The organism is Streptomyces yerevanensis, from assembly GCF_000716805.1.
Lineage (GTDB): Bacteria > Actinomycetota > Actinomycetes > Streptomycetales > Streptomycetaceae > Streptomyces > Streptomyces flaveus.
On the sequence record NZ_JNWJ01000051.1, the window covers coordinates 25,973 to 47,915 of the forward strand.

The following is a 21,943-nucleotide window of genomic DNA, read 5'->3' on the forward strand; positions in this document are numbered from 1 at the left end:
CCTGTTTTCGCAAACCGCGCGCTCCTACTGGAAGTAGCTCGCGCCCTTCAGGTCGCCGCCCCGGTAGTCACCGCCGGCCGTGTTGACCCGCTGCCCGATGCTGACCAGGGCTTGGTGGATGCCGCGCGCGTGCGTGTCCCACTCCTTGGACTTCCTCTGGAACTCCTCGTACGCCTCGCCGCCCCAGCCCGAGGCCACGTTGAGCACGGCCGTCTTCAGGGCCTCGAGGTCCTCCTCGAGCCTCTTGGCCTGATTGCCCAGCTCGGTGGCAAGCGCGTCCATGGTGCCGTACGTAACGGCAAGTTCGTCGTAGTGGGCTCCGGACATGTTTCCCTCGCTTCTTTGAAGATTTCAGCCGGACTGCACAGCCCGGACAACGGTGCGGTTCAGTGCCGCTGATGGGTCCTCAGTAGCTGTTGAGCGCCGAGGTCTTTCCACCGAGATCGTCTACCGAGATCCGCCTGAGGTCGGCCTCGATCTGCGCTTCGAGGTTGCGCTTGTCGGTCTTGTTCAGGTTGATGCCCTCGAGGAAGTCGTCGAGCATCTTGCCGATCGCGACCATGTGCTGGTTGATTTCCGTCTGCTTCATGTTGAACGCCTGGGCGCCCTGTCCACGCCAGGCCTTCTCGATCATGTCGATCGTGCCCTGCAACTTCGCGAGCGATCCCCTGATGCGGTCGTATCGATCGACGACCTCGGTCTGAAGCTTCTGTACATCGCTTTCATTAAGAACGCGATCCGCCATTTCGGCACTCCCTTTCCTGAGAGCTGTGGTTCATTTCTGCACGCATCACTGAATCGTGATGCGCTGGTCGTCGCGCTTGTGCGCAGTTGTGGTTGGCCTGCGCCGGAACCGTTGTGTGCGGTGGGTTCAATCCCGCGTGATTCATCACGCGCCGCGCCGTGAACGAACTACGGCGAAGGCACCGCCTCCGATTCAGTCAGTCGTCGGCGGCGCGTTGCGTCGCCGGGTCTCGGGCTGACGTTGGTCCTGGCGGTCCTCGCGGTTGGTATTGCGGCGACTCGCCCTCGGGCCTTGTGGGGTTCCAGCACTGGCTCCGGCGGATCCGCCGTTCCTGCCTTCCCGAACTCGCCCCTTGGGTGTGCCCACAACCCCGTCGGGATTGCCCGCGGCGGGGCGGCCGGCCTGCACCGGACGAGCGCCTGGGCCGGACTGCGGCGCCCCGATGACTCCCCGCTGCTCGATCTTGCCGGCAGGCGAACGGGAACCGTTACTGCCCTCGGCGCCGACGACCGTCCCTCGGGGAACCCTGGAACTGGTTGATCCCAGAGCAGCACCACTGATCGGCCTTCCTCCGACGACACCATTGCCGCGCGCCGCCCCCGTCGGACCCATGCCATCAGCACGGCCGCTCGCAGTTCCCCCTACAGGGCGAGGTGTTCCGCCGGAAATGCCTCGGCCCACGGGAGAGTTGCCAGCCGCCATGCCACCGGCGCGGACCCCCGGCTGCCCTGTAGCCGCGGCACGTCCCATCGGCCCCGTAGCGCCGCTCCCCCCGGCGGTGCCGCCGGGAGCGCCTGTGCGTCCCTGAGCCGAGACCGGGCCCGTGGTGCCGCGCCCGCCAACAGTGCCGCCGGGAGTACCTGTGCGTCCCTGAGCCGAGACCGGACCCGTAGCACCGCGCCCGCCAACAGTGCCGCCAGGAGTACCTGCACGTCCCTGAGCCGAGACCGGACCCGTAGCACCGCGCCCGCCAACAGTGCCGCCGGGAGTACCTGCACGTCCCTGCGCTGAGATCGGGGGCCTGTTTCCGGTCGTTCCACCGAATCCCGAAGTGCGGCCGGTCTGCCCGCCGCGGGCAGGAGCAACCGGTCCCGAGGCGAACGGAAGAGGCGTCCCTCCGCTGAGGCCGCCTGAACTGGTAACCGGCTGCGGCGAATTGGTTGTCGGCCTTGCGGTTTCCTGGGGCAGCGGAGTGCCTACGCTGTCGATTTTCGTACCGACGTTCCCGTTCGAGGAGATGGACGAGCCGTCCACGTCCTTGAGCGGCGGGGTGGTGTCTCCCGAACGTGAGTAGCCTGGCGGCGCACTCGACGAGTCTTGTCCCGCCACCGCTGACTCACGAGCAGCACCAAGCCCCCCGGTACCTTGCACTTCAGCGCCTGTCCCGACCGGGGCCCCGTAGCCCGGGGTCGGCTTAGGCACCCCCACATCCGGCATAGCCTCAAAAACAGGAGGCTCCTGCTGCGCCAGCGTCGTCTCCGAGACCTCGTAGAAGGACGACAGCCGGTTCATCTGGTTGATCGCCTCTTGGCGGTCCTTCTCGGCCTTGACCGCCGCCGCGTACTCCTCGTTGCCTTCAACTCGACTGGGCGTCGGAATGTCCGCGACCGTCTTGGGGTCCTGCCGGATGTCGCGGGGCGGCATGGCACTGCGTACGGAGGCGAGGCCCGTGGCCGCTGCCGTCATCTGGGTCCCGGCGGCCTCTGCGAAGTCGGCGAGTTTACGGGTGTGGATGACGAGTTTGGCGCCCCACTTACGGAAGGCCTCCCCGGACTCGCCCTCCCAGTCGACCCGGCTGATGTGGCCCTCGAGCTCCCCAGCGGCGTCCTCGATGGCGGTCTGGGCGTTCAAGAGAGCAGTGGCCGCGGTCTCCAAGTCCTCCGGTTTCGCGGACTCGACCATGTCGATCATGGCGTTCAGGTCGTGGCCCTCGAAGTTCGTCTTGCCGAAGAAGCGGGGGAAGCTCCCTCCGAAGGGGAGGAACCCCGCCCTGGACACGACGTTCATCACGTCGATGGCGTCGACCTGCCGAGCGGCTTGCTCCCTTTCCGCCTGGTGCAGGTCCTGGTCCTCCTGCTGGTCACTCATTAGTACCCGTCCCCTCCCTGGTCGTCATCAGAACGTTGTGACCCAGCCTGGCCATCCTTCGCAGCCTCCGCCTCAGCCCTCTTCTCCCGCGCCGCTTCTTTCTGCTGGCGGCGAATTTCGGTCCCGATCTCGTGGAACCGCTGCCGCTGCTCCTCTTCGAGGTTGCTGAAGTTGCCGTCCGCGCCCATGACGGCGATCTGCATCGCCTCGATCTGAAGCCCCAGGTGCTTGGAGAGTGTGGTGAGGCGTTCGTGGACGCGCTCGTACTGGCTGTGGAGGCCCTTCGCCTCGGCGAAGCCGCCCGCACCGCTGAACGATGCCTCCGAGAGAGCGTGCGCCGCGATCTTCTGAGGGCTGGCAGGCGAGCCCTCGAGGGTGGAAAGCACCGTATCCACACGCTTCTTGAAGGTTCCGAGCGCTTCCAGGCCGATCTTCAGGCCCTCCGCAGGCAGCATGCCTTCCCTCCCCGTTCCCCGTTCGTAAGCCGACGAGCGCCGCACAGGCCGTGACCTGATCCACTCACTCAATGTCCACTGTAGTCATTGTGTAAATCGAGCCCAACTGAGCTTTGTGTTAGATCAGTTACGAAGTTGTCGAGGCAGCGTCAATCAGCCACACTCCGAACTACCGTGAAACGCCTGAATATTGGGCACAGCGACCTGACTCAGCCCTCTCACGTCCCATGGCAGATTTCCCTCCAAGGAGTTGGCCGCCTGGCGCGCCGCAACCTTTGCGATGCCAACGCGCGCCCGTCGTAGCTCCCCGTGCGATGCCCGCCGAGTCCGCAACTCGCTGGGTTACTCCCGCACATGGGGCGAGCCTCTGCGTCCTCTACCACACGGTGCGCACCGTAGGTCGACTCCACGGGACTCTTCGACAAGCTGACCTGAATCCAGCGCCCTGTTGACGGCGCCGTACCAGGCACACTCGAAGGGGATTCACCCAGCAGCAAGGTCATTTCACGTCGCCATGCGTTGAGGATCCGTAGTCCGCCCGCGGCCCGCCGAGTCGATCCGCGACGAGCGCGAGCCAGCCGTATGCATCGGTCACCGGCGCCGCTTGGCCTTGACCACCACGGAGGTACGACCAGTCACCTGGGCGGGGACCAGCGGATTGCTCGGGTCCGCACTCACCGAGGGGACCTCGAAGACCGGCGACGGTGGTGCAGGCAGCGGGTCGGTTGTCAGCCAGGCGTGGAGCTCGCTGCTCGTCTGCCGGATGTGGTCAACTGGCCGCGCCACGAGGTCAGCAGCCTCCCTCACGGCTCGTAACCGCGAAGTCGTACGACGGGACGGTCACCGTCCCCTGGCCTCCCGCGATACCCGGCGGCTCATAGTCCCCGTCCTTCGACCGGGTGCGCGTGACATCCAGGCAGAAGGCTGTGCCCGCGCCGGAGGCCGTGACCCTGTATCGCGCCTCGGAGGCCGTGTTCGAGGCGGCGGGCGTCGCGTACACGTCGTACTGCGGGGCGTCGCCGCCGCCGTGCTCGACGACCTCGTCTTCGATAGTCGTCGCGTATTCGTCGATCCAGCCGGTGTCGGTGTCCTCGGCGTAGATGTCGCCGAAGCCGGAACTGCCGTCCAAGGCGTCCGTCGCTCCCTGCACCGCACTGGTCAGCTCGCTGTCGTCCCACGACAGGTCGTCGGAGACGCCGAAGCCCTGCACGCTCAGGTAGATGCCGGTGCCGGCCATGGCGACGAGCGCGACGCGGGCGACGACGAAGAAGGCGTCAGGCAGTTCCTCGGCCGACGGGTTGATGCCGGCGCGCCACGCCCGTATGCGGTCCGCCTTGATGCAGGCCATGGCCAGCAGCACGGCGGACAGGACGAGGCCCAGCACGTTCAGTTGGGTTAGCGCGTCCATGATCCGCCCTCCAGTCGCCTCCCCTGCCTGCGCCGCGCATCCCGGATCGCCACCGCCGTACCACCAAGACCCGCGACGAGCACCACCGCGCCCACAGCCACATACGTGGCAAGCCGAGCGTTCCGTTCCGCGGCGGTTTCGCCGACCTGGAACTTGGCCGCGGTGGGGGCTTCCGGATTGCCCAGGCCCTGCTGGGGGTTGGGGGACTCCAGGGGCTGTTCGTCCTCCGTCAGGGCTCGGACCGGGTCCACCACTCCCCAGCCGACCAGGCGGTCGTGGCCCGCGATCGTTCGCTCTGCCGTCTGTTCGATCTGGGCGACGATCTGCTGGGCCGTCCACGTCGGGTGCTTCGCCTTGATCAGGGCTGCGACGCCGGCGACGTACGGGGCCGAGAAGCTCGTACCGTTGTCGGAGCAGTGGCCGCCCTTGGGGACCGTGGAGATCATGTCGACGCCGGGGGCCGCCACGCCGACGAACTTGCCGGCCTGGGAGAAGGAGGCGCGTTCGTTGTTGCGGTCCGAGGAGGCGACCGCGAGGACGCCCTTGTAGGACGCGGGGTACGTCTCCTTGACGTTGCCGCCGAGGCCGTCGTTGCCGGCCGAGGCCACGACGACGATGTCCTGGGCCAAGGCCTCGTTGATCGCCAGTTGCAGGTTGGGCGTCGGCTTCACCGCGTTCGACGTGTCCTGGGAGATGTTGATGACGCCGGCTCCGGCCTGGATGGCGTAGCGGATCGCCTGCACCAGGGTGTCGACGTCGCCGTGGCCCTCCTCGTCGTTCTGCTGGATCGGGATGATCTTCGCCTCGGGGGCCAGGCCCACGAAACCGGTGCCCTCGGCGGGGCGGGCCGCGATGATGCCGGCCACCTTGGTGCCGTGGCCGACACCGTCCGTGGTGCCGTTCTCCTTGCCCCGCTCGATCTCGTTGCCGTTGTCGTCCTTGAGGTTCTTCGGCAGGAGGTTACGGCCGCTCTTCGCGTCGACCGCGTCGCGCAGCTGGGGATTCGTCACGTCGACGCCGGTGTCGATCACCGCCACCCGTACGCCCTTGCCCTTGGACTGGCTCCACAGCTCGTCGAGGAGGACGCGCTGCAGGGACCAGGGACGGCCCGGGTACTTGCCGTTGGGGAACTGGCACTGGTCCGAGTACGGGAGGTCGGCCGCCGCCGCGGGGGGCGCGAGGACGACGGGGGTGGTCGTGAGCAGGGCCGCGGCCACCGCGGTCGTCATGCGGAGGGGGGAGGGCATGTGTCGCACGTCCGCGCCCCCTCAGGAACCCTGCGGCTGGCGTGCCGCCGTCGTCGACAGGCGTGGGCCCGTGGGCAGGAACTCCGACCAGGCGGCGGGGATCGGCGCGGGGGCCACCTCCTTGTAGCCCAGCCGGGTCTGGGCCTGTTCGGCCTCCTGCTGGGCCTGTTCGCGCTCCTTGGCCGTCGTACCGATGCCGGCGTCGTCCGTGCCGCTGTCGGCGTTGGACTGCAGTACGTAGCGCAGGCCCGTGTCGGTGACGAGGAAGACGGGGCCGGCCTTGGTCTCCTCGCCCTGGAACTGGCGGTAGAGCTGGCCGGAACCGGGCGTGACGTACGCGCTGGAGGAGCCGGTGGGCAGCTTGGCCGGGAAGTCCGTGCCCGCCCAGGTGCTCAGGGTCGTGGCGCCCGAGCCGGCCTTCACGTCGCGCAGGACGTTGCAGACGGTGCTGCGGCTGCCTGGCGCTCCGGAGGCCTCGTTGACGGGCTGGGGGTCCCCGGTCGGCCAGGTGTACTCCGTGCCGAACGGCTCGCCCGGGACGATCGCGCCGGGGCCCATCTCCTTGGCCTCACCGGCCTGTCCGAGGGAGGCCAGGTCCTTGCTGAACAGCAGGAGCTGGGCGACGAAGGCCGAGACGGGGGCGACCCGGCCGGGCAGCACCACGTAGTACTGGTCCGTGTTGTTGTCGGGCGCCTTGAGCACCATGCCGACCCTGTTGGTCGTCTCGTCCAGCTGACCGGGGGCGTCGGCCGCGGCGCCCACCTGGTCGGTGATCTCGGGGAAGGAGATCCTGTCGCCCCGGTGCAGGGTCTCCAGCCACTCCTTGGACACCTTCTGCGGCTGCCGGTCGGAGCCGACGACGGCGCGCAGCAGCAGTTCGTCGCTCTTGCCGATGGGGTACGACCGTCCGCTCGCGTCCACTACATAGCGGTTGCCGTCCGGGCCTGTGACGTAGAGGAGTTGACCTCCCGTCAGCTTCTCTCCCTTGCCCTCGGTCGCCTTCATGTCGCGGGAGGCGAGGACCAGGGCCGCCTTCTGGATCTCGCCGCCCGCGCTGGGGCGTTCGCAGACCGCCCAGCGCTTCTCGCTGCCCGCTTCGGACGCCGGGGGAAGGCGGTCGGGCCCGTAGGGGATGCCGATGGTGACGCCGTGCGGGATCTTGCCGTTGTCGAGGACGGACTCCTCGACGGTCACCACATCGCCCTGGCCCTCGTCGAGGAGCAGCTTGGCGGACGCCATGTTGAGGACCGGGTGCAGTTGGACCTCCCCGTCGGTCTTCAGGACGACGTAGCGCGTGGTCGAGTCGCTGGCGACGATCACCTTGGCGTTGGGGTCGTTCCAGCCCTTGGGCGCGGTGGGCTTGAACATGCCCCACGCCCCGAAGACGGCGATGACGATCACGCCCACGATGAGGCCGGGAACGATCGCGCGCAGCGGGCGGGGCGCCCCTTCCTCCGAGCCGTCGGGCGATGGCTGCAGGAAGGCCGCGAGCATGCGGCGCTTCGCGAAGGTGTAGGCATTGAGCTGGTCGCGCCGTGATGCCATCTGTGCCTGTCTCTCCCCGTGTTCACTTGGGCTGCGCTCGCCGGGGTGACCTGGTCCCCCGCCTCCGATGTCAGAGCGGCCCCCTACTATGCCTGGTATCCGCGGGGACTTGTGGAGCGGGTAGGGTACTCGGGCCCTCAAGGGCCTTGTGCGGTGCTGGAATTGCAGCGAGTTGTGAGGGAAAACGGGGGATGGAGTGATGGCATCCGGAACGCGCGTCCGGTCTCGTGACCGATCGCGGACACGGGGCTCCTCGGCGCCCCGGCAGACACCGGCGCAGCGGCCGGCCTCGCCGGGCGCGCTTCACTTCAGGGTGCGTTCGGGGCAGGTCGGGACATCTCAGTTGCAACGCTTCGTCCTGTTTGAGATCGCGGCCGCCATCCTGGTTGTCGGATGGGTGATCGACCCAGTGGCCCTGGTGCCTGCGGCCGTCGTCGCCGTCTGCCTGGTGCTGCTCTCCTTCTTCCGTCGGCGCGGCCGCTCCCTGCCCGAATGGCTGGCCACGGCACGGGCGTTGAAAGCACGGCAGCGCCGGGCCGCGAGTACGCCGATACCGGAGGGCACGGAGCCGGGGCTCGCGCCGGCCGTGGAGTGCGACCCGAGCCTGCGGACGTACACGTACGCCGGCCGTGACCGCCGGCCTGTCGGAATCGTCGGGGACGGCACGTTCGTCACCGCGGTCCTGCAGGTGGAGGCCGACGCCACCGCGCTGCGGGCCGAGCGGAGCAGGCAGCCGCTGCCGATCTCCCTGGTGTACGACGCCCTGGAGGTGGACGGGATCCGGCTGGAGTCGGCGCAGGTCGTGCTGCACACCCAGGCCGCGCCCGCGATTCATCTGCCCCAGCAGTCCGTGGCCGTCGCCAACTACGCGCCCCTGCAGGAGCAGACGGGTGCGCCGGCCGTGCGGATCACGTGGATCGCGTTGAAGCTCGACCCTGAGCTGTGCCCGGAGGCCGTGGCCGCGCGCGGGGGCGGTCTCGTCGGGGCGCAGAAGTGCGTCGTGCGTGCCGCCGATCACCTCGCGAGCCGGCTGACCGGAGCCAGATTCCGGGCGACCCTCCTCGACGAGGAGGAACTGACCTCCGCCATCGCCACCTCGGCCTGCGCCAACCCGCTGGTGACGGCGGAGGCCGGGCGGGCGGGGACGCGGGAGCGGCGGACCGAGGAGTCGGGCCGGAGCTGGCGCTGCGACAACCGCAGACACACCACGTACTGGATCCGCCGGTGGCCCACGCTGGGCGGCGAGAGAGCGCCGTCGATGCCGCAGCTCCTCGCTCTCGTGACGGCCGTCCCCGCGCTCGCCACCACCTTCAGCCTCACGCTCACGCGCGGGGAGCGGCAGGAGGTCTCCGTGGCCGGACACCTGCGAGTGACCGGGCGCAGCGACGACGAACTCGTCGCCGCCCGGCGCGCGTTGCAGGGAGCGGCCCGGCACACGGGTACGGGGCTCGCCCGCCTCGACCGGGAACAAGCCCCCGGCATGCTCGCCACTCTGCCCCTCGGAGGTGCCCGGTGACGGCGATGAGCACACGCGTGGGACAGGCGGCCACCGGTCGCGGCGAGCCACCACAACCCTCCGTCCCCGAGCGGGCGCGCGAACTGCTGCGCAGCGGCCTCGGGTTGATCGGCCCGCGGCACGCTCGGCACTCCGTGTCCGTCGACCAACTGGACGCCCTCGCCCTCCCCATCGGGGACGACGGTGTCGTCATCGGCATGGACGCGGAGGGACGGCCCGCGGTGTTGGGGCTCAATCGGCCGACTCCGTACGACATCGTCCTCATCGGTGGGCTGTGGACCGTGCAGGTCCTCGCGCTCAGGGCGGCGGCGACGGGAGCGCGGGTGGCCGTGGAGACGGGGCGCCCGCAGGCCTGGATACAGATGGTGCATGCCATGGGCGGCGGGCAGAACGGACTGGCCGTGTATGACGTCGGACGGGTGCCGCCGCAGGGCACCTCGGCCGGTACGCCCGTGCTGGTGGTGCGGGACTGCGGTATGCGGCCGCCGCGCGGCCGGGTCGTCTCCGGGCCCTGGCAGTCGGTGCTGACCCTGCTGCCGTACCTCAGCCCGGTGGCTCCGCGGCTCGTGCGGCAGGCGCGGCTCGTCGGCGTGCAGCGAATCTCGCCGGACGAGGCGACGGAGCTGGGCCGCACGATGGCGCTGCCGCGGCCCGAGGTGGAGGCCTTGCCCGGCCTCTCCGACGGCCTCACCCTGTGGTGCAGCGATCGCGACCGGCAGTACGTGATGACACAGCCGACGGACGCCGAGACCGGATTGTTGGGTATGCCACGAAGGATGGACTGAGGGTTTGGATTTGCGAACCTCTGAACGGAATCGGGCGGTTTGAACGCGGGTCCCGGGCGGTTCGTTGTTCGCCTTTTGCGCGGTTGTTCGCCACTTCGTCGATCGCGTATGTCACTTCTGAGGCGGAGTGTGACGTAGTGGGTAGGTGCCGAGGGGCGGGCGGGCCTGCCGTGGGGGTTGTTGTGGTGATTAGGCTGGGTGGGGTGCGGCAGGAGAACCCGTGGACGGGTCGGCCGCGTCACAGGGGGAGAGCCGGGCGGATCAGACGGCCTCGGACGACAAGAACGGTCGCCCCAGTACGGCATGACGGTGCTCGACCACACCAGGAGGAATTGTGAACAGCGATCGGGACGGGATCCGCGGGGGCTGGGCCACACCCGGCGATGACCAGTCCGACGCGGAGTCCGCCGTCGAGACGACGGGCGAGTTCACCATCGATTACGCGCCGCCTGCCTGGTATACGCAGAATGCGTCGGGTAGTTCGGAGGAGGCGTCTCCTTCTCCGGTTTCCCCCTCTTCGCCTGCTTCTCCCGCTTCGCCTGCTTATCCCGCTTATCCCGTTTCCCCGGTCGCGGAGGAGGCGGGTACGGCTGAGGGAGCGGCGCCTGCCGCTGACGCCGGTAGTCCTGCCGCTCTGCCCAACCTGCCTGTAGGGGGCAGTTTCCAGGCTCCTTGGGTTGCGCCTGTGCCTCCGGCACCCGTTGCCGAGACTCCTGACGAGGAGGAGGACGCGGAGAACGGGGACCTGGAGAGTGGCGCCACGATGCGGTTCTCCGCTGTCGCTCTTAAGAGGGAGATTCAGGAGCGGGCTACGGAGGCCGAGGGCGGGGAGAGCGGCGACGACGGTTCGGAGGCTGTCGAGGAGTCGGCGGTTGGCGAGGAGTCGGCCGGCGGTGACTCCGTCGATTCGGTTGAGGAGAGCGCTGGGCTTGAGGAGGGGAGCGGCTCCGCCGACTCCGGTGCCTCTGATGGTTCCGATGGCTCTGATGCCTCTGATGGTTCCGATGGCTCTGACGAAGTCGAGGATGTCGTTGGCGCCGGCTCGGACGTTGTGGACGACTCGGATGTCGCTGAGGTGGTGTCGTTCGGGAGTGGGTCGGATGACGGTGGCATCGAGGGCGTAGACGAAGAGGAAGAGGTTGAGGGGGGCGACGCGGGGGCGTCCTCGGAAGGTGTGGCCGAGGGGTCCGACAAGGCGGAGGGCGAAGGCGACGTTGCGGAAGAGTCCGCGGACGTTGTCGGTCTCCCCCGTGTTGATGTCGTTCCCGAGGGTTCCGGTGAGGATGCCGAGGACTCGGACGACGAGGTCAACGACGCTGTTCCCACGGGGGACTTGGAGCCCCAGGACGCGGAGCCCGAGGATGTCCGGCCGGGCGACGATGCCGAGCCGGAGGACGCTCAGCCGGGCCGGGATGAGCCTGCGGACGCGGAACCTCAGGATGCGGGGCCCCAGGACGCCGCGCCTCAGGACGTAGTGCCGGGGCTTGGTTCGGGGGCCGGCGGTGCCGTGCAGGACGCGCCTCCGGCGTGGGCTCCGCCGCCGTTGCCGCAGGGTGGGCTTCCGCCGTTGCCGCCCGCGTATCAGCCTGCCGCGCCTGCTACGGCGGCGCAGTGGCCCGCATCTGCGGAGAACGACAGCCGGGGCGACGACGGACAGACAGGGGGCCCGGCGCAGCCGTCGGTGCCGCCGCAGGGCCAGCAGCCGTTCCAGCCGCAGGCACCGCAGCCCGCGCCTCCGGCTTGGCCTGCTGGTCCGGGTACGCCTGCCGTGCCGGGTCAACGTGCGGATGCGGAGTCTGCGCCCGCTCCGGCCGCCGACTCCGCTCCTTCGGCGCCTGCTGCGGGTGGTTCCGGGGCTGGTTCGGCTCCTGGGCAGGCGGAGGCTCAGGGCTTCCCGCAGTTCGGTACGCCGCCTGGTACGGCACCGAGTCCGCAGGGCGGCAGCCCGGGTACGACACCGGCACCGCAGGGCAACCCCGGCTTCCCGCAGGCCGGGAGCCCGACCGCGCCTCCGGCCGCCCAGGGTGGTTACGGATTCCCGCAGCCGGGTGCCGCGACGACGGCTCCACAGGACAGCTCCGCTCAGCCGCAGCCGCAGCCGCAGGCTCAGGCTCAGGGCGGCTACGGGTTCCCGCAGCCGGGCAACAGCCCCGCTCCTCAGGCGCCGAACATTCCGGCGCAGGGTGCGCCCAACGCCCTTGGACAGGCCGCCGGTTACGGGTTCCCGCAGCCCGGCACGCCCGCAGGCGCCGTCCACTCCGCCGCGCCCCAAGCACCCGGTCAGCAGGCCGGTTACGGATTCCCCCAGCCGGGGAGCCCCGCGCCGGAGACACCCAACAAGCCTGGCCAGCCCGTCGGCGGTTTCCCGCAGCCCGGCACGCCCGCAGGTGCTGCCGTCACTCCCGTTTCCCCCAACTCGTCTGCTCAGCAAGGCGGTTACGGATTCCCGCAGCCGCCCGCTCCTGCCGCTCCTGGACAGCAGGCGCAGGGTGCCGGTCAGCTCCCGGCGCCGGGGCAGCCCGCTGCTCAGCCGCCCGCCGCCGCGCAACCGCAGGCGCAGCCGCCACAGGCGTCCAGCCCGCAGGCCGGGTACGGATTCCCTCAGCCGGGGAACGCCGCTCCGGGCGCGCCCAACAGGCCCGGGCAGCCCGCCGGTTACGGATTCCCGCAGCCCGGCACGCCCACCCCCACCAACCCGGCTGCGCCCAACTCGCCCGCCCAGCAGGGGGGTTACGGGTTCCCCCAGGCGCAGGGTGCCGGCCAGCCCCCGGCGCCGGGGCAGGCCGCCGCACAGCCGCAGCCGCAGCCGCAGCCGCCCCAAGCTCAGCCCCACCCCGGCCAGCCGTACCCGCCGCAGGGCGGCCAACCGCACGTCCCGCACCAGCCGAACCCTCAGGCAGGCACGGACCAGCACCAGCCCGGCGTACCGCACCCGCAGGGCGGCCAGCAGCCGCCCATGCCCCAGCCGGGCCAGCCAGGTCAGCCCGGCGGGCAACCGCCCGTCGACCCCCGTGCCGGTGCCGCCTGGCCGCAGGCCGTGCGGCACGATCAGCGGCAGCCCACGAACCCGGGTGCGCCGCTCGGGTACACGGCGGCCGTTGAGCTGTCGTCGGACCGGCTGCTCAACAACAAGAAGCAGAAGGCGAAGAGCGGTCGCACAGCAGCCGCGTCCTCACGGTTCAAGCTCGGAGGCAAGAAGGAGGAGGCCGAGCGGCAGCGGAAGCTCGAGCTCATCCGGACGCCGGTGCTGTCCTGCTATCGCATCGCCGTCATCAGCCTCAAGGGCGGCGTCGGCAAGACGACCACGACCACCGCGCTGGGCTCCACGCTCGCCAGCGAACGGCAGGACAAGATCCTCGCGATCGACGCCAACCCGGACGCCGGTACGCTCGGCCGCCGCGTGCGCCGCGAGACCGGGGCCACCATCCGTGACCTCGTCCAGGCGATCCCGTACCTCAACTCGTACATGGACATCCGGCGGTTCACCTCGCAGGCGTCCTCGGGGCTCGAGATCATCGCCAACGACGTCGACCCGGCGGTCTCCACGACGTTCAACGACGAGGACTACCGGCGCGCGATCGACGTGCTCGGCCAGCAGTACCCGATCATCCTGACCGACTCCGGTACGGGTCTTCTCTACAGCGCCATGCGCGGCGTACTCGACCTCGCCGACCAGCTCATCATCATCTCGACGCCCTCCGTGGACGGTGCGAGCAGCGCCAGTACGACGCTGGACTGGCTGTCCGCCCACGGATACGCCGACCTGGTGTCGCGGTCCATCACCGTCATCTCCGGAGTGCGTGAGACCGGCAAGATGATCAAGGTGGACGACATCGTCAGCCACTTCGAGACACGGTGCCGCGGCGTGATCGTCGTGCCGTTCGACGAGCATCTGGCGGCGGGTGCCGAGGTCGACCTCGACATGATGCGGCCGAAGGTGCGCGAGGCGTACTTCAACCTCTCGGCGTTGGTCGCCGAGGACATCGCGCGGCACCAGCAGTCGCAGGGCCTGTGGACATCGGACGGCAACCCGCCGCCGGTCGCCGCACCGCCCCTGCCGGGCCAGCACGTCCCCGGCCAGGTCCCGGCGCAGGGCCAGCCGAGCCAGCCTGGTCACGCGTACCCCCAGCACCCGGGCCAGCCGGGCGGCCAGCCGTACCCGCAACAGCCCGGCGCGCAGCCCCAATCCGGCCACCAGCCGGGTGCCCAACCCCCACCCGGTCACCAGCCCGGCCCTCACCCCGGTGCCCAGCCCCAGCCCGGCGGCTACCCCCAGCCGCCCGCGCAACCGGACCACCCCGGCGCACCCCAGGGCTGGCAGCCCCACCCGGGCGGACCGACACCGCCCCAGCCCGGCGGTTACGGATTCCCGCAGCCCGGCCAGGCCGCACAGCCCCAGCCCCAGCCCCAGCCCCAGCCAGGACAACCGCCTCAGCCGCACCCCGGAGGCCCGGCACCCGCGCAACCCCAGCCCAGCCACCCTGGCCACCCCACGCACCCCCAACCGGGCGCCCCGTTCCAACCCCCCGCCCCGGGCCAGCAGTTCCAGCCAGGTCAGCCATTCCAACCGCACCAGCCACCCCAGGGAGACCAAGGCCAGAACCAAGGCCAGGGACAGGGACAGGGACAGAACCAAGGCCAGGGCCAAACCCCACCACCCCCACCCCCGCAGTAACCCAATCGGCCGAATCCCACCCCCCGGTTCCACCCGAAAGGCCCGCCCGTTCCCCAACGGCGCGGGCTCTTCGCGTACGCCCGTATCCGCCCGCGGACGTCCCGACACCGACCCCACCCACGGCCCCCGAAACACCCTCACACCAGCCCCGATCCCCGTCCGATCCCCACCGCCAGGCTGCTACCAGGGCACCTTCACCGGTCTGAACCAATGGTCGCCAAATCCGCGTCAACTCGTTATTTCCGCAGGCCACATGGGGTGTTCCCACCGTTGACGCACGCCGATCGCCACTGATAGACACGCACACCAAACTGCCGGTGATGACGCGAGGTCAGCGAGGTCAGCAGCCATGGACACCCACGACCGGTACAGCCAGTACGACAGAACCAAACGCACCCCCGTCCGCTCCCTCCGCCCCCTCCGCCTCCTCCTGGCCGCGGCCACCGCCGCCCTCACCCTCACAGCCGCCCTCACCACCCCTCTCAACCCGGCACCCCAGCAGGCCCGGGCGGCGGAGGACGGCAAAGACGTCCTCACCGTCGCCGTGGCGCAGAGCGTCGACTCGCTGAGCCCGTTCCTGGCGACGCGGCTGGTCAGTACGAGCATTCACCGGCTCATGTACGAGTACCTGACCAACTACGACCCGAAGGACAACCACGCGGTCCCGGGCCTGGCCACCAAGTGGGAGCCGTCCGCCGACAAGCTCACCTGGACGTACACGATCCGTGACAACTCCAAATGGTCGGACGGCAAGCAGGCCACCGCCGAGGACGCGGCGTGGACGTTCAACAAGATGATGACCGACGAGGGCGCGGCCACCGCGAACGGCAGCTTCGTCGCGAACTTCCGCAAGGTCACCGCCCCGAGCCCCACCAAGCTCGTCATCGAACTGAAGAAGCCGCAGGCCACGATGGCCGCGCTGGACGTACCGATCGTGCCGAAGCACGTGTGGGAGAACGTCGGCGACTTCTCGAAGTTCAACAACGACAAGACGTTCCCCATCGTCGGCAACGGACCGTTCGTCATCACCGACTACGCCCCCGACAGCTTCGTACGGCTGAAGGCCAACACGTCCTTCTGGCGTGGGGCCCCGAAGTTCGACGAACTGGTCTTCCGCTACTACAAGGACCAGGACGCCGCCGTCGCCGCCCTGCGCAAGGGCGAGGTCTCCTTCGTCGCGGGCGCTCCCGCCCTGACGCCGGCGCAGGCCGCGTCCCTCAAGGGCGAGGAGAACATCAAGGTCAACGATGCGCCCGGCCGCCGTTTCTACGCGCTCGCGACCAACCCGGGCGCGCGGGCCAAGAACGGCGAGAAGTTCGGCGACGGTCATGAGTCGCTGCTCGATCAGAAGGTCCGTCAGGCGCTGTTCATGTCCGTGGACCGCAAGACCATCATCGACAAGGTCTTCCAGGGCCATGCGGTCGAGGGCGAGGGCTATATCCCGCCGCGCTTCTCGACGTATCACTGGAAGCCGACGGATGGTCAGAAACTGTCGTACGCCCCGAACAAGGCGAATCAGCTCCTCGACCAGGCGGGCTACAAGAAGAACGCCGACGGCAAGCGGGTCGGCAAGGACGGCAAGCCGATCAACTACCGCATTCTGTGCCACGCAACCGACCCCCAGGACAAGGCAGTTGGCAAGTACCTCCAGGAGTGGTGGGGCGAGCTCGGCATCGGCGTCACCCTCAACTGCCTGGACAACGTGACCGACCCATGGCTGGCCGGTGAGTACGACCTCGCCTTCGACGGCTGGTCCGTCAACCCCGACCCGGACTTCGTCCTGTCCATCCACACCTGCGCCGCACTCCCGGCCACCCCCAAGGACACCGGCGCGACGGACAACTTCATCTGCGACAAGCAGTACGACGAGCTGTACGAGAAGCAGCTCGCCGAGTACGACCCCGCCAAACGGGCGGACCTCGTCAAGCAGATGGAGTCGCGGCTGTACGACACCGGGTACATGAACGTCATGGCGTACCCGAACGCGGTCGAGGCCTATCGCACCGACCAGATCGAGTCGATCATGACGATGCCTCAGGACGCGGGGAACATCTACGGCCAGGACGGCTACTGGGGCTGGTGGTCGGCGACTCCGGCCGCCGACGGCGAGGCTGCCTCCGAGGAGTCGAGCTCCGCGGGCGTCATCATCGGCATCGTCGCGGGGGTCGTGGTCCTGGCGGGCGCCGGGGCGTTCTTCACGATGCGCCGTCGTGCCACTACCGAAGACCGCGAATGACCAACGAGTGAGAGTCCCACGACTGAGATGACCGCTGAAGCGACACCCTCGCTGGTCGAGAAGACCGACGGCCCCGCCGAGGCCGGGCCGTCGGTCCGCGGGCCACGGGCGCGCACGAGAACCGCGTATCTGCGGTATGTGGCGGGCAAGGTGGGCGGCGCCGCCGTCTCGCTGCTCGCCGTCCTCGTCACCAGTTTCTTCCTCTTCCGGCTGATCCCCGGCGACCCGGTGAAGTACATGACGGGCGGGCGCCAGGTGTCCGCCGAGCAACTCGCCACCTACCGGCGGGAGTTCGGCCTTGATCTGCCGCTGTGGCAGCAGTTCACGGAGTACTGCGGCAAGGCGCTCACCGGCGATCTCGGCACCTCGTACCAGTTCAACGCACCCGTCATCGACAAGATCACCGAGGCGCTGCCGAACACGCTGCTGCTCACCGGCACGGCGTTCGTCCTCTACACGGCGCTCGGCGTCTTCCTCGGTACGCGTGCCGCCTGGCGCCACGGCAGGCTCGGCGACCGGCTCAACACCGGTCTGGCGCTGACCCTTTACTCGATTCCGTCGTTCTGGCTGGGGCTGCTGCTCATCATCGTCTTCTCGGTGGGCATCGGCCCGATTCCGGGCCTCTTCCCGACCGGCGGCATGGAGTCGGGCGGCGAGGAGGGTTTCGCGTACGTCCTCGACGTCGCCCATCACCTGGTCCTGCCGGTGATCACGCTGGTCGCGGTGGAGTACGGGCAGACCCTGCTCGTCACACGGTCCGCGCTGCTGGACGAGATGGGCAGCGACTATCTGACGACCGCGCGGGCCAAGGGACTTCGGGACGATCTCGTACGCCGTCGCCATGCCGTGCCGAACGCGATGCTGCCGACCGTGACGCTGATCTTCGTCAATCTCGGGCGGACCGTCGCGGGTGTGATCCTCGTCGAGACCGTCTTCTCCTGGCCGGGCCTCGGCGGGCTCTTCTACCAGGCGCTGAGCGTGCCCGATCTCCCCCTGGTCCAGGGGCTGTTCTTCATCTTCGCGGCGGCGGTGATCGTGATGAACACGCTGGCCGACCTGATCTATCCGCTGCTCGACCCCCGGGTGGGCCGATGACAACCGAAGCAACTCCCCCGCCTCAGGCTGCGAAGGCGAGTCCGCGCGCACTCGCCCGGCAGCGCCGCCGTCACTCGGCAGCCCGCTTCTGGAAGCAGTACCGTTCGCACCGCGCCGGTCTCTTCGGGCTGGCCGCCCTCGTGCTCTTCGCGCTGGTCGCGCTGACCGCGCCGCTGACCATCGGCTCCGATGTGCAGAGCGTGACGGACGCGCCGGGCGGGCCGCTGGAGAGTCCGAGTGCCGAATTCCCGCTGGGCACGGACCAGTTCGGGCGCAGTCTGCTCGGTCTTGTGGTCTGGGGCTCGCGGGTCTCGCTGCTCGTGGGGCTGCTCGCGGCCGTGCTTTCGGTGGCGATCGGGGCACTCATCGGGATCACCGCCGGGCACTTCCGGGGCTGGTACGCGACCGTGCTGATGCGGATCACGGATTGGTTCCTGGTCATGCCGACGCTGGTGCTCGCGATCGCGCTCGCCACCGTGATGTCCCGTTCGCTCAGCACGATCATCCTGGCGATCGGCGTCACGACCTGGCCGACCACAGCCCGGCTGGTGCGCGCGCAGACTCTGGCCGTGGAGTCGCGGCCGTACATCGAACGCGCCAGGGCGCTCGGCGGCGGTCACTGGCACATCATGTCCCGCCATGTCCTGCCGAACGTCATGCCGCTGGTGCTGGCCCAGACGACGCTGATCATCTCCTCCGCGATCCTCGCCGAGGCCACGCTGGCATTCCTCGGGCTCGGCGATCCGACGGTGGTCTCCTGGGGCGGGCTGCTCCAGGACGCGCGGGAGGCGGGCGCGGTCAGTTCCGGGAAGTGGTGGTACCTCGTCCCGCCGGGTATCGCGATCGCCGTCGTCGCCCTCGCGTTCACGCTGTGCGGGCGTGCGGTCGAGTCCGTTCTCAACCCCAGGCTGGGGGTGGCCCGTTGAGGCTTCTGGAGGTACGCGACCTGGAAGTGACGTACGCAGGTGGGGCCGCCGCCGTGCGCGGGGTGAACCTCACCGTGGACGCGGGCCAGAAGCTCGGCCTCGCGGGTGAGTCGGGCTGCGGGAAGTCGACGCTGGCGCTCGCGCTGCTGCGGCTGCTGCCGTCCGGGACGCGGGTGTCCGGGGAGATTCTCCTGGACGGCGAGGACGTGCTGGGCATGAAGTGGGGGCGGGTACGGGCGGTCCGGTGGGCCGGTGCCTCGATCGTGTTCCAGGGCGCGATGCACTCGCTCAACGCCGTGCACCGCGTCGGCGACCAGATCGCCGAGCCGATCCTGCTGCACAGGAAGGCGACGCCCGCGGGCGCCCGCAAGAAGGCCGGCGAACTCCTGGAGCACGTGGGCCTTCCGGCGGCACGCGCGTCCGCGTACCCGCACGAGCTGTCGGGCGGCCAGCGCCAACGCGTCATGATCGCGATGGCGCTGGCCTGCGATCCCCGCCTGATCATCGCGGACGAGCCGACCACGGCGCTCGACGTGATGATCCAGGCGCAGATCCTCCGCCTCATCGAACAGCTCGTCGCCGAACAGGACCTGGGCCTCATCATGATCAGCCATGACCTCGCGGTCCTCTCCGACACCTGCGACCGGCTCGCGGTGATGTACGCGGGCCGGGTGGTGGAGGAAGGCCCGGCGCAGTCGGTCTACGAGAACGCCCACCATCCGTACGCCCGGGCTTTGTCGGCAGCGTTCCCCCGAATCGGCGACCCTGCCTCGCGCTTCGCGCCACGCGGCCTGCCGGGCGACCCTCCGGATCCGGCTGCGCTGCCCTCCGGCTGCACGTTCCATCCACGCTGCCCGGAGGCCCTGGACATGTGCGCCACGGAGGACCAGCCGCTGCGCGACGCGGGCCCGGCACGCCGAGCGGCGTGCGTCCACGTGAGGGCGCCGGGGCCGGCCGGGCCCGACGGACAGTCCGGCGCGGCGTCGGCCGAGGCCGCCAGCTCACCCGCCGCAGGCGAAGCCGTCGGAGAACCCGCCGGAGATGCCGCCGGAGAAGCGAGGAGCAGTACGCCATGACGAGCACCACTCCTCCCCCGCCCTCCAGGACGGCGCCCCTCCTCAGCGCCGAAGGTCTGCACGTCACCTTCCCCGGTCGCCACGGCGCAGCCCAGGCCCGGGCCGTCGACGGGGTCGACCTCGACATCCGGCCCGGGGAGATCGTCGCGCTGGTCGGGGAGTCGGGCTGCGGCAAGACGACGCTGGCGCGCTCGCTGCTCGGGCTCGTTCCGCCGACCGCGGGCCGGGTCACGTTCGCGGGCAGGCCCCTCGAGTACTCCTCGCGGGCTCTCAAGGCGTACCGCAGACGCGTTCAGCTGGTCCTTCAGGATCCGAGCGGCTCGCTCAATCCGCGGCACACGGTGTACGACGCGGTGGCGGAGGGCCTGCGTATCCACAGGTACGCGGGTGACGAGCGGGCGGCGGTCGCCGAGGCCCTCTCCCGAGCCGGGCTGCGTCCACCCGAGCGCTTCTTCCTCCGCTACCCGCACGAACTGTCCGGCGGCCAGCGGCAGCGCGTCGTCATCGCGGGCGCGCTCGTCCTGGAGCCCGAACTCATCGTCGCCGACGAGCCGGTGGCCTCCCTCGACGCCTCCGTACGCGGCGAGATCCTGGCCCTCCTACTACGTCTGCGCACCGAACTCGGCCTGTCCGCCCTCGTGGTGACGCACGACCTCGGCCTCGCGTGGAACATCGCCGACCGGGTCGCGGTGATGTACCTGGGCCGGATCGTGGAGACGGGACCGGTGGAGCAGGTCCTGACGGCACCCCAACACCCGTACACCCAGGCCCTGTTGTCCGTCCTGCCGGAGGCACCCGGCGATCCGGTGGTCCTCACCGGCGAACCCCCGGACCCCTCCCGCATCCCCTCCGGCTGCCGCTTCCACGCCCGCTGCCAGATCCTCGCGAGCGGCGAGGCCGAACGCGCCTCAGTCGCGGACGCCTGCCGCGAACAGGACCTGCCGGTACTGGCCGGAGCCGGCCGGACCCAGGTGGCCTGCCACTGGGCACGGGTCGTCCGGACGGAGGCCGTGGAGCAGGTGCGGCCGTAGTCGAGTGGTCGATACGTGGCTGGGGGCGTCCGGTGCCCTCACCGGCACCGGACGCCCCCAGCCACGTACAACAGCCGCCTACTCCCCCTCGTACGCCTCCACCAGCTCCCGGCAGCGCTTCACGTCCTGAGCCATCGTCTCCAGCAGCCCCTCGATGGAGTCGAACTTGGCCTGCCCGCGGACGAAGGCCAGGAAGTCGACCGCGACATGCAGGCCGTACAGGTCGAGTCCGACGCGGTCGATGGCGTACGCCTCGACGGTCCGCTCCGTGCCCTCGAACTGCGGGTTCGTGCCGACGGAGATCGCGGCGGGCATGGCCTCGCCCTGGGTGTGCAGCCAGCCGGCGTAGACGCCGTCGGCGGGGATCGCGGTGTGCGGGAGCGTCTCGACGTTGGCGGTCGGGAAGCCCAGCTCACGGCCGCGCTGGGCACCGCGTACGACGACGCCCTCGACCCGGTGCGGGCGGCCCAGGATCTCGCGCGCGCCCTCGACGTCGCCCTCGGCGACGAGCCGTCGGGTCAGCGTGGAGGAGAAGGGCTCGCCGCCCCCGGCCGCGCCGGTCACGTACAGGTCGACGACCTCGACCTCGAAGTCGTACGTCTTCCCCTGCTCGGTCAGGAACGCCACGTTCCCGGCGGCCTTGTGGCCGAAGCGGAAGTTCGGGCCCTCCACGACGGCCTTGGCGTGCAGCTTGTCGACGAGGACCTTGACGACGAAGTCGGCGGGCGAGAGCTTCGAGAACTCGGTGGTGAAGGGCAGGATGAGCACGGCGTCGACACCCAGGTCCGCCATCAGTTCGGCTCGGCGGTGGTGCGGGGCGAGCAGCGGCGGGTGGCTGCCGGGGCGCACGACCTCGCTCGGGTGCGGGTCGAACGTCACGACCACGGACGGAACGCCCAGCTCACGTGCCCGCTCCACGGCATGCCGGATGATCAGCTGATGCCCGCGGTGCACGCCGTCGTACGAGCCGATGGTGACGACGCTGCGCCCCCAGTCCTGGGGGATGTCCTCCAAGCCACGCCAGCGCTGCACTGTGACCGCTCCTCGTAGAACCCGTGTCCGTATTGGCTGCGTACCGATCGCCTCATACGCAGGTCTCTCATACGCAGGTCCCA

Annotated in this window: 16 protein-coding genes and 1 pseudogene; 9 read left to right on the forward strand and 8 right to left on the reverse strand. The window is 69.8% G+C overall.

What is annotated here, in order from left to right; all coding sequences use genetic code 11:
- Positions 1 to 24 precede the first annotated feature (24 nt).
- The 7 genes from OP79_RS37340 to eccB all read right to left on the reverse strand — a co-directional run bounded on the left by OP79_RS37340 (position 25) and on the right by eccB (position 7,488).
- Positions 25 to 327, reverse strand: a complete 303-nt coding sequence (locus OP79_RS37340) for a WXG100 family type VII secretion target (protein ID WP_033326855.1) — start codon at positions 325 to 327, stop codon at positions 25 to 27.
- 79 nt (positions 328 to 406) lie between these two features.
- Entirely contained in the window at positions 407 to 745 is a 339-nt protein-coding gene (locus OP79_RS37345; RefSeq protein WP_033326856.1) for a WXG100 family type VII secretion target, read from the reverse strand.
- Positions 746 to 2,832: 2,087 nt separating this feature from the next.
- Positions 2,833 to 3,288, reverse strand: a complete 456-nt coding sequence (locus OP79_RS37355; protein ID WP_051745206.1) for a hypothetical protein — start codon at positions 3,286 to 3,288, stop codon at positions 2,833 to 2,835.
- A gap of 591 nt (positions 3,289 to 3,879) precedes the next feature.
- Positions 3,880 to 4,074 carry a hypothetical protein gene (locus OP79_RS55530; protein WP_157857425.1) on the reverse strand — a complete coding sequence of 65 codons (195 nt, stop codon included), beginning with the start codon at positions 4,072 to 4,074 and terminating at the stop codon, positions 3,880 to 3,882.
- 4 nt (positions 4,075 to 4,078) lie between these two features.
- The gene (locus OP79_RS37360) at positions 4,079 to 4,696 is read right to left on the reverse strand and encodes a hypothetical protein (protein ID WP_033326858.1); all 618 of its coding nucleotides are present in this window, start codon (positions 4,694 to 4,696) and stop codon (positions 4,079 to 4,081) included.
- Complete coding sequence (gene mycP, locus OP79_RS37365) at positions 4,684 to 5,943, reverse strand: type VII secretion-associated serine protease mycosin (RefSeq protein ID WP_033326859.1); 1,260 nt, start codon at positions 5,941 to 5,943, stop codon at positions 4,684 to 4,686. Before mycP ends, OP79_RS37360 begins: the two co-directional genes overlap by 13 nt.
- 21 nt (positions 5,944 to 5,964) lie before the next feature.
- Entirely contained in the window at positions 5,965 to 7,488 is a 1,524-nt protein-coding gene (eccB, locus tag OP79_RS37370; RefSeq protein ID WP_033326860.1) for a type VII secretion protein EccB, read from the reverse strand.
- A gap of 199 nt (positions 7,489 to 7,687) precedes the next feature.
- Between eccB and eccE the strand changes: the two genes are divergently transcribed.
- From eccE to OP79_RS37410, 9 genes and pseudogenes are all read left to right on the forward strand, one after another.
- Entirely contained in the window at positions 7,688 to 9,004 is a 1,317-nt protein-coding gene (gene eccE, locus OP79_RS37375; protein ID WP_078492247.1) for a type VII secretion protein EccE, read from the forward strand.
- 5 nt (positions 9,005 to 9,009) lie between these two features.
- The gene (locus OP79_RS37380; protein ID WP_051745209.1) at positions 9,010 to 9,789 is read left to right on the forward strand and encodes a hypothetical protein; all 780 of its coding nucleotides are present in this window, start codon (positions 9,010 to 9,012) and stop codon (positions 9,787 to 9,789) included.
- A 334-nt stretch (positions 9,790 to 10,123) separates the two neighbouring features.
- A pseudogene (locus OP79_RS58660) lies at positions 10,124 to 10,204 on the forward strand (SCO5717 family growth-regulating ATPase); the annotation flags it as partial.
- A 270-nt stretch (positions 10,205 to 10,474) separates the two neighbouring features.
- The gene (locus tag OP79_RS54445) at positions 10,475 to 14,464 is read left to right on the forward strand and encodes a MinD/ParA family ATP-binding protein (RefSeq protein ID WP_425428663.1); all 3,990 of its coding nucleotides are present in this window, start codon (positions 10,475 to 10,477) and stop codon (positions 14,462 to 14,464) included.
- A gap of 349 nt (positions 14,465 to 14,813) precedes the next feature.
- The gene (locus OP79_RS37390; RefSeq protein WP_033326863.1) at positions 14,814 to 16,700 is read left to right on the forward strand and encodes an ABC transporter substrate-binding protein; all 1,887 of its coding nucleotides are present in this window, start codon (positions 14,814 to 14,816) and stop codon (positions 16,698 to 16,700) included.
- A 27-nt stretch (positions 16,701 to 16,727) separates the two neighbouring features.
- Positions 16,728 to 17,795, forward strand: coding sequence for an ABC transporter permease (locus OP79_RS37395; RefSeq protein WP_033326864.1), 1,068 nt, complete (start codon positions 16,728 to 16,730; stop codon positions 17,793 to 17,795).
- A complete protein-coding gene (locus OP79_RS37400) occupies positions 17,792 to 18,721 on the forward strand; it encodes an ABC transporter permease (protein WP_033326865.1) in 930 nt (309 codons plus the stop codon). Before OP79_RS37395 ends, OP79_RS37400 begins: the two co-directional genes overlap by 4 nt.
- Positions 18,718 to 19,797 carry an ABC transporter ATP-binding protein gene (locus tag OP79_RS37405; RefSeq protein ID WP_078492250.1) on the forward strand — a complete coding sequence of 360 codons (1,080 nt, stop codon included), beginning with the start codon at positions 18,718 to 18,720 and terminating at the stop codon, positions 19,795 to 19,797. The genes OP79_RS37400 and OP79_RS37405 overlap by 4 nt, the downstream gene beginning before the upstream one ends.
- Positions 19,794 to 20,828 (forward strand): ABC transporter ATP-binding protein, encoded by a 1,035-nt coding sequence (locus OP79_RS37410; protein ID WP_033326866.1) that lies wholly within the window; start codon positions 19,794 to 19,796, stop codon positions 20,826 to 20,828. Before OP79_RS37405 ends, OP79_RS37410 begins: the two co-directional genes overlap by 4 nt.
- Positions 20,829 to 20,906: 78 nt before the next feature.
- Here the strand turns inward: OP79_RS37410 and OP79_RS37415 are convergent, their stop codons facing one another.
- Complete coding sequence (locus OP79_RS37415; protein WP_033326867.1) at positions 20,907 to 21,860, reverse strand: bifunctional riboflavin kinase/FAD synthetase; 954 nt, start codon at positions 21,858 to 21,860, stop codon at positions 20,907 to 20,909.
- Between the last annotated feature and the right edge of the window lie 83 nt (positions 21,861 to 21,943).

Bases quoted from the DNA above. Each gene is read 5' to 3' on its own strand.
- OP79_RS37340 (WP_033326855.1), bottom strand. From the start codon at position 327: ATGTCCGGAGCCCACTACGACGAACTTGCCGTTACGTACGGCACCATG.
- OP79_RS37345 (WP_033326856.1), bottom strand. From the start codon at position 745: ATGGCGGATCGCGTTCTTAATGAAAGCGATGTACAGAAGCTTCAGACC.
- OP79_RS37355 (WP_051745206.1), bottom strand. From the start codon at position 3,288: ATGCTGCCTGCGGAGGGCCTGAAGATCGGCCTGGAAGCGCTCGGAACC.
- OP79_RS37360 (WP_033326858.1), bottom strand. From the start codon at position 4,696: ATGGACGCGCTAACCCAACTGAACGTGCTGGGCCTCGTCCTGTCCGCC.
- mycP (WP_033326859.1), bottom strand. From the start codon at position 5,943: ATGCCCTCCCCCCTCCGCATGACGACCGCGGTGGCCGCGGCCCTGCTC.
- eccB (WP_033326860.1), bottom strand. From the start codon at position 7,488: ATGGCATCACGGCGCGACCAGCTCAATGCCTACACCTTCGCGAAGCGC.
- eccE (WP_078492247.1), top strand. From the start codon at position 7,688: ATGGCATCCGGAACGCGCGTCCGGTCTCGTGACCGATCGCGGACACGG.
- OP79_RS37380 (WP_051745209.1), top strand. From the start codon at position 9,010: ATGAGCACACGCGTGGGACAGGCGGCCACCGGTCGCGGCGAGCCACCA.
- OP79_RS37390 (WP_033326863.1), top strand. From the start codon at position 14,814: ATGGACACCCACGACCGGTACAGCCAGTACGACAGAACCAAACGCACC.
- OP79_RS37395 (WP_033326864.1), top strand. From the start codon at position 16,728: ATGACCGCTGAAGCGACACCCTCGCTGGTCGAGAAGACCGACGGCCCC.
- OP79_RS37400 (WP_033326865.1), top strand. From the start codon at position 17,792: ATGACAACCGAAGCAACTCCCCCGCCTCAGGCTGCGAAGGCGAGTCCG.
- OP79_RS37410 (WP_033326866.1), top strand. From the start codon at position 19,794: ATGACGAGCACCACTCCTCCCCCGCCCTCCAGGACGGCGCCCCTCCTC.